This window comes from Deinococcus multiflagellatus (genome assembly GCF_020166415.1).
GTDB classification, from domain to species: domain Bacteria; phylum Deinococcota; class Deinococci; order Deinococcales; family Deinococcaceae; genus Deinococcus; species Deinococcus multiflagellatus.
This window is the reverse complement of the sequence record NZ_JAIQXV010000003.1, coordinates 355,981-371,816: the sequence shown is the minus strand read 5'-3', so window position 1 is coordinate 371,816 and position 15,836 is coordinate 355,981. Positions and strand designations below refer to the sequence as shown.

The 15,836-nt window shown below is 70.5% G+C and carries 11 protein-coding genes; 7 read left to right on the top strand and 4 right to left on the bottom strand.

Annotated elements, in window-relative coordinates; translation table 11 throughout:
• Window positions 1-83: 83 nt before the first annotated feature.
• The 3 genes from K7W41_RS06840 to K7W41_RS06830 all read left to right on the top strand — a co-directional run bounded on the left by K7W41_RS06840 (window position 84) and on the right by K7W41_RS06830 (window position 3,737).
• The gene (locus K7W41_RS06840; protein WP_221089861.1) at window positions 84-920 is read left to right on the top strand and encodes a prephenate dehydratase; all 837 of its coding nucleotides are present in this window, start codon (window positions 84-86) and stop codon (window positions 918-920) included.
• Window positions 921-1,419: 499 nt separating this feature from the next.
• Window positions 1,420-2,262, top strand: a complete 843-nt coding sequence (locus K7W41_RS06835; RefSeq protein ID WP_224606089.1) for an SDR family NAD(P)-dependent oxidoreductase — start codon at window positions 1,420-1,422, stop codon at window positions 2,260-2,262.
• Complete coding sequence (locus tag K7W41_RS06830) at window positions 2,259-3,737, top strand: class I adenylate-forming enzyme family protein (RefSeq protein ID WP_224606087.1); 1,479 nt, start codon at window positions 2,259-2,261, stop codon at window positions 3,735-3,737. The genes K7W41_RS06835 and K7W41_RS06830 overlap by 4 nt, the downstream gene beginning before the upstream one ends.
• A 10-nt stretch (window positions 3,738-3,747) precedes the next feature.
• Here K7W41_RS06830 and K7W41_RS06825 read toward each other — a convergent pair whose 3' ends face one another.
• Entirely contained in the window at window positions 3,748-3,993 is a 246-nt protein-coding gene (locus tag K7W41_RS06825; RefSeq protein ID WP_224606085.1) for a hypothetical protein, read from the bottom strand.
• A gap of 141 nt (window positions 3,994-4,134) precedes the next feature.
• Here K7W41_RS06825 and K7W41_RS06820 point away from each other — a divergent pair, with 141 nt between their 5' ends.
• The 4 genes from K7W41_RS06820 (at window position 4,135) to K7W41_RS06805 (ending at window position 12,085) form a co-directional block, all read left to right on the top strand.
• Entirely contained in the window at window positions 4,135-6,837 is a 2,703-nt protein-coding gene (locus K7W41_RS06820) for an ATP-binding protein (RefSeq protein ID WP_224606083.1), read from the top strand.
• 227 nt (window positions 6,838-7,064) lie between these two features.
• Complete coding sequence (locus K7W41_RS06815; protein ID WP_224606080.1) at window positions 7,065-7,265, top strand: hypothetical protein; 201 nt, start codon at window positions 7,065-7,067, stop codon at window positions 7,263-7,265.
• A 309-nt stretch (window positions 7,266-7,574) separates the two neighbouring features.
• Window positions 7,575-11,312 carry a methionine synthase gene (gene metH, locus K7W41_RS06810; protein ID WP_224606077.1) on the top strand — a complete coding sequence of 1,246 codons (3,738 nt, stop codon included), beginning with the start codon at window positions 7,575-7,577 and terminating at the stop codon, window positions 11,310-11,312.
• Window positions 11,309-12,085 carry a methylenetetrahydrofolate reductase gene (locus K7W41_RS06805; RefSeq protein WP_224606075.1) on the top strand — a complete coding sequence of 259 codons (777 nt, stop codon included), beginning with the start codon at window positions 11,309-11,311 and terminating at the stop codon, window positions 12,083-12,085. The genes metH and K7W41_RS06805 overlap by 4 nt, the downstream gene beginning before the upstream one ends.
• 87 nt (window positions 12,086-12,172) lie before the next feature.
• Here the strand turns inward: K7W41_RS06805 and K7W41_RS06800 are convergent, their stop codons facing one another.
• From K7W41_RS06800 to K7W41_RS06790, 3 genes are all read right to left on the bottom strand, one after another.
• Window positions 12,173-13,471 (bottom strand): DUF4139 domain-containing protein, encoded by a 1,299-nt coding sequence (locus tag K7W41_RS06800; RefSeq protein ID WP_224606073.1) that lies wholly within the window; start codon window positions 13,469-13,471, stop codon window positions 12,173-12,175.
• Window positions 13,472-13,770: 299 nt separating this feature from the next.
• Window positions 13,771-14,796 carry an oligopeptide/dipeptide ABC transporter ATP-binding protein gene (locus K7W41_RS06795; protein WP_318010898.1) on the bottom strand — a complete coding sequence of 342 codons (1,026 nt, stop codon included), beginning with the start codon at window positions 14,794-14,796 and terminating at the stop codon, window positions 13,771-13,773.
• The gene (locus tag K7W41_RS06790; RefSeq protein WP_224606071.1) at window positions 14,793-15,821 is read right to left on the bottom strand and encodes an ABC transporter ATP-binding protein; all 1,029 of its coding nucleotides are present in this window, start codon (window positions 15,819-15,821) and stop codon (window positions 14,793-14,795) included. Before K7W41_RS06790 ends, K7W41_RS06795 begins: the two co-directional genes overlap by 4 nt.
• Window positions 15,822-15,836: the final 15 nt, after the last annotated feature.

Below are 15,836 nucleotides of genomic sequence, written 5' to 3'. Positions count from 1 at the left end.
GAGGTCACGCCGCCCACGATACGCGCGCCATACGTCTATGTGCCGCCGTCTGGGCTTCAGTCCAGCGCGCTAGCCTCGCAGGCATGAGTCAGTCTTCTGCCCCCACCGTGGCCTTTCAGGGCAATCCCGGCTCGTACGGCGAGATCGCCGCGCTGAACGCCGCGCCTGGGGCCACGGCGCGCGGCTACCCCACCTTTCACGAGGTGGCGCGCGCCGTGGAGAGCGGCGAGGTGGCCTGCGGCGTGCTGCCGGTGGAAAACAGCCTGATGGGCGCCATTCACCAGAGCATTGACCTGCTCAGCGAAACCGACCTGCATGTGACCGGGGAAGTGGTGGTGCGCGTGTCGCACTGCCTGATGGCCCTGCCCGGCGTGGACTTGCAGGACATCCGGCGGGTGGCGAGCCAGCAGCCCGCGCTGGACCAGTGCACGGGCCTGATTCGGCAGCACGGCTGGCAGCCGGTGGCGGCGCACGACACGGCCGGCAGCGCCAAGAACCTGGCAGCCAGTGGCGAGCGCGATCTGGCGGCCATTGCCAGCGCGCGCGCCGCCGAACTATACGGCCTGACGATTCTGGCCCGCGAAATCGAGGACGAGCCGTTTAACTACACCCGCTTCATGATCCTGGCGCGCCAGGAACCGGCGCCCAGCCCGGTGCCGCACAAGACCAGCCTGGTTTTCGCCGTGCGCCACACCCCCGGCTTTCTGGTGGAAACGCTGGGCGAACTGCGCGGCCTGAACCTCTCGCGCATTGAAAGCCGCCCCCGCCGCGACCGCGCCTGGAGTTACCTGATCTACGTGGACATTGAGGGCCACGCCCAGGACCCCCAGGTGGCCCAGGCCCTGGCGGGCGTGCTGCGCAAAGCCAGCTACGCCAAGATCATCGGCTCGTACCCGGCGGCCCAGGGCACGGTGGGGTGAAGGGGCCTTGGGCCATGAGCCATGGGCCGGGGGGCTGTGGGGCTGTGGGACGGCCCCTGCGACAACGTTGAACCCCGCTTCCCCCTCTGCAGCGCTGCTGTCCAGGCCCTCACCTCGGCGAGTCTCCACCACGGGGAGAGGCCCGACCAACCCGCCTGCTCCCCGTGGCCTGTTCACATGAATTCCGTCAGCACCGCCCACAATCCGCAGCAGAACCGAAGGGCAACGCCACCCCCAGAAGCCCGCCTGTGCTCTGCTCTGCCGCTCTGCGAGTCCCTCCGGTCGGAGTGAATCGTCGCTCTAGAGCGGTTGACCAAAGCACCCCCTCACCCCTCGCTGCGCGAGGCCCTTTCCCACGAGGGGAGAGGGTCAAGAATCAACATCATCTTTAGGTCAACTGCTCTAAACGACTCCATCGGACTCCGTATCAAGTGGTCCGAACCCTGGCTTTGAGCCATCTGCCATAGGCCATCCGCCACCCTGCCTTTATCATGTCTTCATGTCCGCCCTGGCCCGCCTGCTGCTCTCTCCGCCGGCCTGCCGTGATTCTGGGGCGCTGCGGCGGGCGGTGGCGGGGCGCACCATTCTGGTCACGGGGGCATCTTCCGGCATTGGGGCGGCCACCGCGCGGCACCTGGGGCAGGCGGGGGCCACCGTGCTCCTGCTGGCGCGGCGTGAAGCGGCGCTGGACACTGTGGCGGGGCAGATTCGCGCGGCCGGGGGGCAGGCCCACGTCTACCCCGCCAATCTGGCCGACCCGGCCGAGGTGCAGGCGGTGGCGGCGCAGCTGCGGGCGGACCACCCCCGGCTGCATGCGGTGATCAGCAACGCGGGGCGCTCGGTGCGGCGACGGGCGCAGGACGGCGAGGCCAGGCAGGACCTGCCCCGGCTGCTGGCGGTGAATTTCAGCGGGCCGGCGGCGCTGCTGCTGGCGCTGTTGCCCGCGCTGGCGGCCGGGGGCGTGGTGGTGAACGTGTCCAGCGTGTCGGCGCGGCATGTGGGCGCCCCGCGCTGGAGCGCCTACCAGGGCAGCAAGGCGGGCTTTGACCTGTGGCTACACGCCGCCGGCACCGAGTGGCCGCGCGTGCGGGTGGCCAGCGTGTACCTGCCCCTGGTGCGCACCCCCATGAGCGCCCCCACCCGCGCCTACCGCGCTTTGCCTGCCCTGAGTGCCGAGGACGCCGCGCAGGCCGTCACCTGGCCCCTGGTGCGCCCGGTGGTGCGCGCCGCGCCGTGGTGGTTGCGGGGCGTGGAACTGGCGGGCCTGCTGGCGCCGCATGCCCTGGGCCGCGCGCTGGGGGCGCTCGAACGGCTGGAACGCCGGCGGGGGGCCCGCCCATGAGGGCCGCGTGGCGCGCCGTCACGGCCACCGGGGTGCTGGCCCCATCCTCGCCAAGGGCCTTGCTGGGGCTGGCGGCAGCCGTGCTGCGCCACGGCCCTACCCTTTATGCGTTGGTGGCGTGGCACGCGCGGCGCACCCCCCACCGTGTGGCGCTCACCGATGCGGACGGGCCGGCCACCTGGGCGCAGCTACAAGCGCGCGCCGACGAGGTGGCAGCCCGCCTGGGGCCCTTCACCCGCCCCGGCGACTGGGCCGCGCTGTGCAGCGAGGGTGGGCGGCCCTTCGTGGCCGGGCTGCTGGGGGCGCTGCGGGTGGGGGCGCGGGTGCTGCTGCTGCCCCCGGGCCCGCCCGACGAGGTGGCCCGGCGCCTGGCGGGCCACCCTATCCGCGCGCTGCTCACCGATGATCCGCGCCTGGACGCACTGAACCTGCCCACGGTGGCCCTGACGGCGGGGGCCCCGGGCAGCCAACCCCAACCCGGCGCGCCCCGCCCCGGCTGGCCCCGCGCTGGCCGCCCAGTGCTGCTGACTTCCGGCACCACAGGCGAACCCCGGGTGGTCACGCGCCGGGTCTCGCCCCGGGCGGCCAGCCGGGTGGGGCTGCGGCTGCTGCAGGCCCTGCGCCCTGCACGCGAACGCGCGGCCCTGCTGCCCCTGCCGCTGTGGCACGGCCACGGCCTCAGCACCCTGGCGCTGGCCCTCGCGCTGGGCACGCCGCTGCACCTGCGCCGGGGGGCCAGGGCGGCAGAGCTCTGGGCAGTGCTGGCCCAGGAACAGGTGGGCACGCTGGTCGTGGTGCCCACCCTGCTGCGCCGGCTGCTGCAGGAAACGGGCCACGCCCCCGCGCTGCACACGGTGATTTGCGGCTCGGCGCCGCTGGACCCCGCGCTGGCGGTGCAGACCCAGGCGCGCCTGGGCGACGTGCTGTTCAACCTCTACGGCAGCACCGAAACGGGCCTGATCGCCCTGGCCACCCCCGACGACCTGCGCGCCGAGCCGGGCAGCGTGGGCCACCCCCTGCCCGGCGTGCAGGTGCGCACGGCCCCGGACGGCCAGTTGCAGGTGCGCGGCCTGCTGTCGCGCGGTTGGCTGAACACCGGGGACCTGGGCACCCTGGACCCGGCCGGGCGCGTACACCTGCGGGGCCGCGCCGACGACCTGATGATCGTGGGCGGCGAGAACGTGTGGCCCGCGCAGCTTGAAGCGGTGCTGGGCGCGCAGCCCGGCGTGCGGGCCTGCGCGGTGTTCGGCGTGCCGTGCGCGGAGTACGGACAGGCGCCCCTGGCCTTCGTGGAGCTGGCACCAGAAGGCGGCGGCGCAGCCACGCTGCACCAGCGGCTGGCCGAGGTTCTTCCCCGCCGCCTGCGCCCCCGGCTGACGGTGCTGCCCGCCCTGCCGCGCACCGAAACCGGCAAGGTGGCCCGCGCCGAGTTGCGGGCCCGGCTGAGCGAAGCCAGCCTTCTCGTTGCTCGTTAGGCCCTGGGCGCTACCGCAGCCCGCCCGGCTCCAGCAGGGTCCACAGGTGGCGCAGCAGGGCGTCGGTGTCGGGGAACTCGCGCCACGTCACCGGTTGCAGGGGCGCGCGGCCTTCACGCAGCTGCAGGCGCAGGCCACCCGGGCGGCGTTCAATGCGCAGCACGTACTCCTCGGGGCCGCTGTCCGGGCCAGGGACGGCCCCCGCCTCGGGCGGCTGGGGCAAGGGGAGGCTGGGGTCAGGGCGAACAGGCTTCATCGTGGGCCAGGGTAGAAGAGCGGGTGTTGCGCGGGCGTTGCAGAGGCGCCCCACCCTTCTGCGGGCGCCGCTGGTCCCGGCCACCGTTTGCCCGCACCCCAGATGACCCGGCGTTCGCCCCGGCGTACACTGAAGGTCCACATGACCCCCCAGGCTGGGCTGTACCTCAAGACGCTGGGCGTGCCGCAGGTCACCCTGGACGGCGCGGCGCTGGACGTCCCCGGCAAGAGTCTGGCGCTGCTGGCGTACCTCGCCCTGGAAGGCCAGACCCCGCGCGAGGTGCTGGCCGACCTGCTGTGGACCGACCAGGACGAGGGCGCGGCGCGGCGCAACCTGCGGGTGCAGGTGCACCGCCTGCGGGCCTGCGGGGTGGGGGCGTGGCTGGAGGTGTCGGGGTCAGCGCTGGCCCTGTGCCCCAGCGTGCGCGTGGACCTGACTGAACTGCGCGCCGCGCTGGCCAGGGGCGAGCCGGGGCAGGCCGCCGCCCTGGCTGGGGGCCGCTTTCTGGACCATCTGGGCGTGCCGGGCGCCGCCACCTTCGAGGACTGGCGCGAGGCCACGGCGCAGGCCGCCTTTGAAGACCAGTTGCGCGCCCTGGACGCCGCCGCCGCCGCCCACGCCGGGGCCGGCCACTGGGCCGCCGCCCTGGAGGGCCACCGCCGCGCCCTGAGCCTGGACCCCCTGCGCGAACGCACCGTGCGCGCCGTCATGGACGCGCATCTGGCCCTGGGGCAACCCGCCGACGCCCTGGCCGCCTACGAGACCCTGGAGCGGCGGCTGCGTCAGGAGCTGGGCGCCGGGCCCCTGCCCGCCACCGCAGCCCTGAAAGCCCAGGTGGACGCGCTGCTGGCGGGTCCGGCGCCCAGCCCGCGCCCGGCGGGCGTGCCGCTGGTGGGCCGCGAGGCCGACTGCGCCGCCCTGCGCACGGGCCGCCTGACGCTGGTGCTGGGTGAGGCGGGCGTGGGCAAGACCCGGCTGGTCACCGAGGCGGCCGGGGACGCGCTGGTGGTGCGCGGCGCGGCGGAACTCACGCCGCTGCCCTACGGCGCGCTGCTGGACCTGCTGAGAAGCGCGGGGCTGCACCGCTGCCCCGAACGGCTGCGGCCGGTGCTGAGTGCTGCCCTGGCCGCCCCCGGCGCCCCGGGCCTGACTGACCGCGCCGCCCTGCTGGACGCGCTGGCCCAGGCCCTGGTGAGCCTGTGCAGCGGGCACACCCTGATCGTCGAAGACCTGCACTGGCTGGACCCCAGCACCCTGGAAGCGGCCTTCCTGGCGCTGCACCGGGGCGTGCCCCGGCTGTGGCTGACCGCCCGGCCCGGCGAACTGGCCGCCCGCGCCGACCTTCAGGCCGTGCTGGCCCGCCTGGACCCCCCGCGCCTCGCGCTGGCCGAACTGGGCGAGGCCGAGGTGGCCCGCCTGATCGAGCGCCTCTCGGGGGCCCCGGCGCCGCTGTTCAGCCGCCGCCTGTTTGAAGCCACCGCCGGGCATCCGCTGTTTTTGCTCGAAACCCTGCGCGACCTGCGCGAGCGCGGTCTGCTCACCGAGCGCGGTGGTCGCTGGCACACCCCCTTTGACGCCTCGACGGTGGATTACGCCGAGGTGCCCATTTCCAGCAGTGTGGCCGCCGCCATCGCGCAGCGGGTAGAGCGCCTGGGCCCCCAGACGCGGCAGCTGCTGCAGGCGGGGGCGCTGTGGGGCGAAATCTTTCCGGTGGCCCTGGTGGCCGCCGCCTGCGACCTGCCCGAACTGGCCGCCCTGGACGCCCTGGAGCGCGCCGAAGCCGCCCGGCTGATCGTGCCCGAGGGCCCGGCCTACCGCTTTGGACACCACCTGCACCGCCGGGTGCTGGCCGCCGGCGTGGGGGCCCCGCGCGCGCGGCTGCTGCATGGTCGGCTGGCACGGCTGGCGCCCCCCGGCACCCCCGCCGCCGCGGTGGCCCGCCACTTTGAACAGGCGGGCGAAGGCCCCCTGGCGTGGCCGCACTGGCAGCAGGCCGCGCAGGAGGCCGCCGGGCTTTACGCCCACGCCGAGGCCCTGGACCTGTACGCGCTGGCCCTGGCGGGCTCTCCCCCACCCCAGGCCGCCTTTGCCCTGCATGCCGCCCGCAGCGAACTGTGCCGCCACCTGGACGACCCGGCCACCCGCGCGCAGGCGCTGGCGGCCATGCAGGCCCTGGCCCACGACACCCAGGACCCCGCCCTGCACGCCGAGCACGCTGCGCACCACGCCAAGTTCTGCACCGAACAGGACGACTACGAGGCGGCGGTGGCCACTGTGCAGGCGGCCCTGAACACCTGGGGCCCGCTGCTCAGCGCCGACCACCACTCGGCCCTGCTGCTGGAGGGCGGCGCCGCCCTGGCCTGCCTGGAGCGCTGGCCCGAGGCCGAAGCGGCCCTGAACCGCGCCCTGGGGCACGGCCCCGCCCCGGCGCGCCGGTCCAACATCCTGTACTGGCTGGGCTACAGCCACTTTCAGAGTGGCCAGTTTGAGCGGGCCGCCGAGCAGTACCGCGCCTCGCTGGCCGCCCTGCCCGGCGAAACCCCCACCCGGGGCCGCGTGCTGAGCCTGTGGCGCTACGGCGCCAGCCTGCGCCGCCTGGGCCAGTGCCGGGACGCAGCGGCGGCGCTGACCGACGCCGACACCTGCGCCCGCACCCTGAACGCCGGTTCGATTCGCGGTCTGATTGTGGCCGAGCAGGCCGCGCTGGCCCTGGACACTGGCGACCACGACGCCGCCCGCGCCCTGGCCTTGGAGGCGCAGGCGCTGCTGTCCCCCCACGGCGACGAGGGCTGGGACGTGCTGCGGCCGGTGCTGGCGACGGTGGGACTGGTCCGGGGCAGTTGAGGGCTGCGCCCACACGGCACCGTATGGGGATGAACGTGGACCGGCTCGGCCAGCTTCTGGACGATGAGGCACTGGCCCAGACGGACTGACTCAGTAGCTATACCGGCAACCCCCAGACCAGCGGCGGCGCCTGAGCGTGCACGCCACCGAACTGGGGCCCGGAGCGCGCCGGCCTGGACGGCCAACCTTTTGCCCCGGCCCTGCCAGTCATCCGCGAGGGGCAGCCTATGGCAGAGCGCGCCTCGCGGCGCACCCACGCCGACGAACTGGACGCCCTGGCCGACGACGGCACGCCCAGCACCGCCCCTCACCATGAGCCGCTCTTTCTGGCGGCCCGGAGCTCTGCGCGAACTGCAAAGCTGCCGACCAGCCCCATGACCCTCTGGACCGTGCGTCGTGGTGCTTGCACGAGATGTCGCTCGTCGTGAACCTGCCGCACCTGTCCAGGCCAGCGCCGGGCGTGCGGCGCGCCGCTGCGCTATCCTCCCCTTTACCGCGCCCTGAACTCAGGCGTGGTCATCCAGAACCGCCCGAGGGTTTTTCCTGCCCCGTGAAGGCGTGGCAACCGGCCAACATTTCGGCACCGGTGCTCCCAGGAAGTTTCCGCACGGCGCTGACGATGGCGCGAGCGAATTCGATGGCCCGCAGGGCGGCGCATGGACGCTGCAACGACAAGGGCGGTGGCTGCCCCCCTCAGGGCTGGGGCCCACCGCCACCAGCTGGAAGGGGTAAGCACCGTGACGGACCTCCACGCCGAGGCGCACCAACGTATTCTTGTTCTGGACGGGGCCTGGGGCACGCAACTGCAGCGCGCCGGGCTCACCGAAGCCGATTTCCGCCTGCCGGACGCCGATCCGCTGCGCATGTACCGGGGCAATTTCGACCTGCTGCAGCTCACCCGCCCCGACGTGATCCGCGCTGTCCACCGCGCCTACTTTGAAGCCGGGGCGGACATCGCCAGCACGAACACTTTTAATGCCACCACCATCAGTCAGGCGGACTACGGCACGCAGGCGCACGCCCGCGCCATGAACGTGGCGGGCGCCCGGCTGGCGCGCGAGGTGGCCGACGAATTCACCGCGCGTGATGGCCGGCCCCGCTGGGTGGCCGGCTCCATTGGCCCCACCAACCGCACCGCCACCCTCTCGCCGGATGTGGAGCGCCCGGACTTTCGCAACGTCACCTTCGACGAGCTGGTCGCCGCCTACCGCGAGGCCGCCGAGGGCTTAATCGAGGGCGGCGCCGACCTGCTGCTGCTGGAAACGGTCTTTGACACCCTGAACGCCAAGGCGGCCCTGTTCGCCTGCGAAGAGGCCTTTGCCCGCGCGGGCCGCACCCTGCCGATCATGCTGTCGGGCACCATCACAGACGCCTCGGGCCGCACCCTCAGCGGACAGACGCCCGAAGCCTTTGCCATCAGCACGGCGCACGCGCGGCTGTTCAGCCTGGGCCTGAACTGCGCCCTGGGGGCCGATCTGCTGCGCCCGCACCTGCGCGAGATCGCCCGCGCCACCGAGGCGCTGGTATCGGTGCACCCCAACGCGGGCCTGCCCAACGCCTTTGGCGAGTACGACGAAACGCCGGCCCACACCGCCGCGGTGCTGGCCGACTTTGCCCGCGAGGGGCTGGTGAACATCGTGGGCGGCTGCTGCGGCACCACCCCGGAGCACATCCGCGCCATTGCCGAGGCTGTAAAGGACATCCCCCCGCGCCCCCTGCCCCGCCTCCCAGCAAGGCTGCGCCTGAGCGGCCTGGAAGCCTTCAAGGTCACCCCGGAGACCAACTTCGTGAACGTGGGCGAGCGCACCAACGTGACGGGCAGCCCCCGGTTTGCCAAGGCCATTCTGGCGGGCGATTACGACGCGGGCCTGAAAATTGCCCGCCAGCAGGTCGAGAACGGCGCGCAGCTGATCGACGTGAACTTCGACGAAGGCATGCTGGACGGCGAGGCGGCGATGGTGAAGTTCCTGAACCTGCTGGCCGGCGAACCCGACATTGCCCGGGTACCGCTGATGCTGGATTCCTCGCGCTGGGAGATTCTGGAGGCGGGCCTGAAGCGGGTGCAGGGCAAGGCGGTGGTCAATTCCATCTCGCTCAAGGACGGCGAGGCCACCTTTCTGGCCCGCGCCCGGCTGCTGCGCCGCTACGGGGCGGCGGCGGTGGTCATGGCCTTTGACGAACAGGGGCAGGCCGACACCGTGCAGCGGCGCATCCAGATCTGCTCGCGCGCCTACCACCTGCTCACCCAGCAGGCCGACTTTCCGCCCCAGGACATCATTTTCGACCCCAATGTGCTGACGGTCGCCACTGGGATTGAGGAGCACGACCGTTACGCCCTGGACTTTATCGAGGCCACGCGCTGGATCAAGGCCAACCTGCCGGGTGCGCTGGTGTCGGGCGGGATCTCGAACGTCTCGTTCTCTTTCCGGGGCAACAACCATGTGCGCGAGGCCATGCACGCGGTGTTCCTGTACCACGCCATCCGCGCGGGGCTGGACATGGGCATCGTGAACGCCGGGATGCTGGCGGTGTACGAAGACATTGAGCCCGAGCTGCGGGAGGCCGTGGAAGACGTGATTCTGGCCCGCCAGGGGGGCGCCACCGAGCGCCTGCTGGCCCTGGCCGAGCAATACAAGGGCGTCAAGCGCGAAGCGGGCGCGGTCAGCGCGTGGCGCGAGTGGGACGTGGACGAGCGCCTGAAGCACGCGCTGGTGCAGGGCATCACCGACCATGTGGCCGAAGACGCCGAGGAAGCCTACCAATTGCTGGGCTCGCCGCTGGCGGTGATTGAAGGGCCGCTGATGGCCGGCATGAACGTGGTGGGCGACCTGTTCGGGGCCGGCAAGATGTTCCTGCCCCAGGTGGTCAAGTCTGCCCGCGTCATGAAACGCGCCGTGGCCCACCTGACCCCCTACCTGGAAGCCCAGAAGCAGGCGGGCGGCGGCAAGGGCAAGGTGCTGCTCGCCACCGTAAAGGGCGACGTGCACGACATCGGCAAGAACATCGTGGGTGTGGTGCTGGCCTGCAACGGCTATCAGGTGACTGACCTGGGCGTGATGGTGCCCACCGAGAAGATTCTGGACGAGGCCACGCGTCTCGGCGCGGACGTGATCGGGCTGTCGGGCCTGATCACCCCCAGCCTGGACGAGATGGTGGGCGTGGCGCGCGAGATGACGCGCCGGGGCCTCACGCTGCCGCTGCTGATCGGCGGCGCCACCACCAGCCGGGCGCACACGGCGGTCAAGATTGCGCCCGCCTACCCGGGGCCGGTGGTGCATGTGCTGGACGCCAGCCGCGCCGTGACCACCACCGCCGAACTGCTCTCGGACGCGGCGGGGGTGCAGGCCCGCATCCGCACCGAGTACGACGCCCTGCGCGAGCGCCACGCGGGCCGGCAGGTGCGCCTGCTGCCCCTGGCCGAGGCCCGTGCCCGGGCCCCACAGCTCTCCCCCACCCCGGCCCCCGCGCCGCGCGAACCCGGCCGCCAGGTCATTGAGCCGCCCCTGGCCGACCTGCTGCCGTTCATCGACTGGACGCCCTTTTTCATTGCCTGGGAAATGAAGGGCCTCTACCCCACCATCCTGGCCGACCCCCTGCGCGGCGAGGAAGCCCGTCGCCTGTTTGCCGACGCCCAGGCCCTCCTGAACCGCATCGTGGCCGAGGAACTCTTCACGGCCCGCGGCGTCATCGGCCTGTGGCCGGCGCGGCGGAACGGGGACGACATTGTGGTTGATGGTGGACGGTTGACCGGTGATGGAGAACGATCAACCATCAACGATCAACCATCAACGGTCCTCCATACCTTGCGCCAGCAGCGCGACCAGACAGGCCCAAACATCGCCCTGGCCGACTTCGTGCAGCCGGCGGGCGACCATGTGGGCGCCTTCGCGGTGGCGATCCACGGCGCCGAAGCCCTGGCGGCGCAGTTTGAAGCGGCGCACGACGACTACAACGCCATTCTGGTCAAGGCGCTGGCCGACCGGCTGGCCGAGGCCTTTGCGGAAAAACTGCACCGCGACGTGCGGATGCGCCACTGGGGTTACGCCCCCAACGAGGCGCTGGACAACGACGCCCTCATCCGCGAACGCTACCAGGGCATCCGCCCCGCGCCCGGCTACCCCGCGCAGCCCGACCACACCGAAAAACGCACCCTCTTTGCCCTGCTGGGCGCCGAGGACGCGGGCCTGCGCCTCACGGAGTCCTGCGCCATGAGCCCGGCGGCAGCGGTCTCTGGGCTGTACTTTGCCCATCCCGAAGCCCGCTACTTCGCCGTGGGCCGCATTGGCCGCGATCAGGTCGAAGACTACGCCGCCCGCAAAGGCTGGACCGTGCCCGAAGCCGAGCGCTGGCTGGGGCCGGTCCTGGCGTATGACCCTGCGGGCGTTGATGGTCAACCGTTGATGGGGGATAGAGAGGGGCAGTTTCCATCACCCATCACCCCTCAACCATCACCCGTGGCCGGAGGCCGCCCATGACCCGCGTTTCCGTGGAGCTCGTGCCGCGCAGCCGCTCGGGGCTGCGGGCCGAACTGGCCGAGGTGGCGGCGCACCTGCGCGGGGTGGACACCATCAATGTGCCGGACCTGACGCGGTACTCGCTGCGGTCCTGGGCGGGGTGCGGCTTTGCGCGGCCGGGCTTTGCGGCCATTCCGCACCTGCGGGCGGTGGACTTTAACCCCCGCGAGCCGCTGCCGTTTCTGCCCCTGCTGGCGCAGCACGGGATTGACGAGGTGCTGGTGATCACCGGCGACGCCCCGGCCGACATGAGCGCCCGCGTGTACGACGTGGACGCCGTGGACCTGATCCGCCGCCTGAAGCGTGAAGCGCCGCATTTGCGCGTCTATGCCGGCCTGGACCCCTACCGGCAGTCATTCGTGCGCGAGCGGGATTATCTGGCCCGGAAGCTGGACGCGGGCGCCTGCGGGCTGTTCACCCAGCCCTTTTTCGATCTGCGCGTGGCCGACACCTGGGCCGATCTGGTCCCCGAGGGCCTGCCGGTGTGGTGGGGGGCCACCAGCATCCTCACCGAAGCCAGTCTCAACTACTGGCGGGCGCGCAACCACGCCGTGTTTCCCCGCTCGTTTACGCCCACGCTGGCGTGCAACCGCGCCTTCGCGGCCGACCTGCTGCACTTTGCCCGCCAGCGCGGCCAGCACGCCTACTTCATGCCGGTCAAGGTGAATGTGCTGGAGTACCTGGGCGGCCTGCTGGATGAACAGGCGGCGCCCTTGCGCCAGGACGCGGTGTAGCCCGGAGAAGAACCTGCTCCCGCAGCGCCGTTAACCCAGAACGAAAGACGCCGGGGTTGTCCGCCCCGGCGTCTCTTCTGGCCTGCTTCAGTTGGCGCTGTTGTCCACCACCACGGTAAAGCTCTTGCTGATCTTGCCCTTGGCGGGGATGTCCACCTTCAGGCTGGCGGCGCCCTGGTTGCGCACGGGCGCGGCGTTGTCAATGATGATCACGCGCCCGCCAATGCGCTCGGTCACCTCGGCGCGGATGGCGCGGTCCTTGCTGCTTTCAAAGGCGTAGGTGACGCGGTAGGTCGTCTTGGTCACATTGCCCTTGGCGTCTTTCACCTGCGCGGTGGTCTGCACCGTGCGGGTGTAGGCCACATCCGGGTCCTCGCCCAGCGTGAAGTCCACCGTGCCCCCCTCGCGCGTTTCCCCAATGCTTGTCTGGCCCACGATCCGGCCGTCCTCGCGCACCGTGATGGGCCCGGCGGGCAGGCGCTCATCGGCCTTGAAGCGGTAGAAACGGCTGAGGTTCCCCTCGCGCGTCTCCGTGCCGAAGTAGGTATTCAGCCCCACGTAGCGCTCAAAGGTGGTCAGCTTCGGCGCCAGGAAAGGCAGCGTCACCACGCTGTTGGCGGGCAGGCTGAAGGGGGTGGTCAGGGCGTAGCGGTACAGGCCGCGCAGCTCGCCCTGGCTTTCAATCTTGGGCGCGGCGCCAGTGGCCATGGGTGCGGGCGCGGCCATCGCCACGTCACGCATCATGTAGGCGGCTTCCTGCTGGTTTTGCACGTTCACGTCGCCCGCGTACAGCTCGGTGTTCTGCACGTCGTACGGCTGCTCGGTGGTGTTACGGATATCGGCCAGGGCGCTCAGCTGGGCGCCCGCGCTGCTGGCTTTCAGGGTGTAGCGCGGCTGCCACGTCACCGCGCGGGTGAGGTAGCCCAGGGTCCCCTGCCCGGGGCGGGCCAGCGTGTAGGTCACCGACTGGGTGGGCCGCTGGGCGTTCACGGGGGGCAGCACGTCAAACTGCAATTCCTCGTAGCGGGCGTTAAAAAAGCGGCCCTGGGCGTCTTTCACCAGCAGGTCACGGGCGCGCACCAGCGTCACGGGTTCGGTGGTGTCGCCGCGCTTCAGGTACACCGTCTTGCCTTCCAGGGTGGCCAGCCAGTTGGGCTCCTGCTTCTGAATGGCCTGCGTAAAGGCCAGCCCGTCCAGGTCCAGGCTGCCCGCCAGAATGCTTTCCCAGGTGTCCTGCGGCAGGTTCACGCTGAGGGTGGTGGTGGTGCTGCTCACCGGCTGGCGCACCTCCGAGAAGCTGGGGTAGATGCGCAGGTCGGCAGCCTGGGCACTGCCCAGGGCCAGAGCGGAGGCGACGGAAAGCACGGCGGGAAGCGCTGATTTCATGAAGTCATGCTGACCCGCCTCTCAATATGAGATGTGAGAGGCCCCGTCAGGAATGAAACAGAAATCACAGAAGGGTAGGGAGGCAGAGATCAAGGTTAGACCCCTGTTCTCCGCATGAGGCTGAAGGCGCCTCCTCTGGCAGACTCTCGCCTCGAAATCAAAGCGAAACAGGCGCCGTACCAGGGTCAGGAACGTGGAGGCACTGGGCCATACCCGACTCATCCTGCCCGCATCCCCCCATCCAAACAAACCACCCGCCCCCACATGCTGGGAGCGGGTGCGCCATCGGCCATCTGCGTTTACAGAATGTCGTCCCGGATGCAGGCCTTGAAATGCCCGGGGGCCACTTCGCGCAGTTCGGGAATCACGTTGGCGCAGTCGGCAATCGCGTAGCGGCAGCGGGTGCGGAACACGCAGCCACTGGGTGGGTTGATGGGGCTGGGGATGTCCCCTTCCAGAATGATGCGCTGGCGCTTCACCGTGGGGTCCGGCACCGGTGCCGCCGAGAGCAGCGCCTCGGTGTACGGGTGCTTGGGGTTGTTGTTCAATTCGCGGCTGGGCGCAATTTCCATCACGCGGCCCAGGTACATCACGATGATGCGGTCGCAGATGTACTCCACCACGGCGAGGTCGTGCGCAATGAACAGCACGGTCAGGCCCAGTTCTTCCTGCAGGTCCTGCAGCAGGTTGACCACCTGCGCCTGAATCGACACGTCCAGCGCCGAGACCGGCTCGTCGGCCACGATGAACGCGGGGTCCACCGCCAGGGCGCGCGCAATCCCGATGCGCTGGCGCTGACCGCCGGAGAACTCGTGCGGGTAGCGGCGCATGTGCTCGGGGCGCAGGCCCACCTTCTGCAGCAGTTCGGCAATGCGGTCCATGCGCTGGCGGCCCGGGTGCAGGTTATGAATCTGCATCGCCTCGCCGATGATGTCCGCCACCGTCATGCGCGGGTTCAGGGACGCGAACGGATCCTGGAAGATGATCTGCATCTCCCGGCGGTAATCGCGCATCTGCCCCTTGGAGAGCTTGGTGATGTCCGTGCCGTTAAACAGCACCTGACCGCCCGTGGGCTCAATCAGGCGCAGGATGGCGCGCCCGGCCGTGGTCTTGCCCGAGCCGGACTCGCCCACAAGGCCCACCACTTCGCCGCGGCCAATCTTGAACGACACGTCGTTGACGGCCTTGACGTTGCCCACCACGCGCGAGAGCAGCCCGCCGCGGATGGGAAAGTATTTTTGAAGATTGTTGACTTCCAGCAGGGTGGTGCCGGTGGTCGGCATGTTGCTGCGGGACTCTGTGCTGGATTTAACAGAAGCGGTCATGCGGTCACTTCCTGGGCCTGGGCGAATTCACGCCAGCGGATGCAGCGGGTGGTGTGGCCGCCGCCCGTGTCTTCCAGGGGCGGCACCGCCTTGGCGCAGTCGGGCACGGCAAACTTGCAGCGCGGCTCAAAGGCGCAGCCGGGGGGCAGGCTCAGCGGGTTGGGCACGTTGCCAGGAATGGCTTCCAGGCGGCCCTTCGGCTGGCCGGGCACGTGCGCCACCTCGCCGGGCCGGGGGATGGAATTCAGCAGGCCCATGGTGTAGGGGTGGCGCGGGGCCTTGAAGATCTCCACCACGTCGCCTTCTTCCACCACGCGGCCGCCGTACATCACCACCACGCGGTCGGCCATTTCGGCCACCACGCCCAGGTTGTGGGTGATGAACAGAATGCTCATGCCCACTTCTTTTTGCAGCTTGCGCATCAGGTCCAGAATCTGGGCCTGAATGGTCACGTCGAGCGCCGTGGTGGGCTCGTCCGCGATCAACAGGGCCGGCTTGCACGAGAGCGCCATAGCGATCATCACGCGCTGGCGCATCCCGCCGGACATCTGGTGGGGGTATTCGTTCACGCGCTTTTCGGGGGCTGGAATGCCCACGAAGCGCAGCATGTCGGTGGCCACACCCATGGCGTCTTTCTTGTTCTTGCCCTGGTGCAGCATGACGGCTTCGGCAATCTGGTCGCCGACCGTGTACACCGGGTTAAGACTGGTCATGGGCTCCTGGAAGATCATCGAGATATCGTTGCCGCGGATCTTGCGCATCTCCGCTTCGCTGAGTTTCACGATGTCGCGGCCCTTGAACAGGATCTCGCCTTCGACGATCTTGCCCGGAGGGCTGGGAATCAGGCGCATCACCGACAGACTGGTCACACTCTTGCCCGAGCCCGACTCGCCCACAACCGCCAGGGTCTCACCCTTTTTAATGTGGAACGTCACGCCGTCCACGCTCTTGACGACGCCGTCATCCGTATTGAAGTACGTCTTGAGGCCATTTACGGCCAGCAGGACTTCACCCTGGTGGGTCATTGTTCCTCCGTTTTC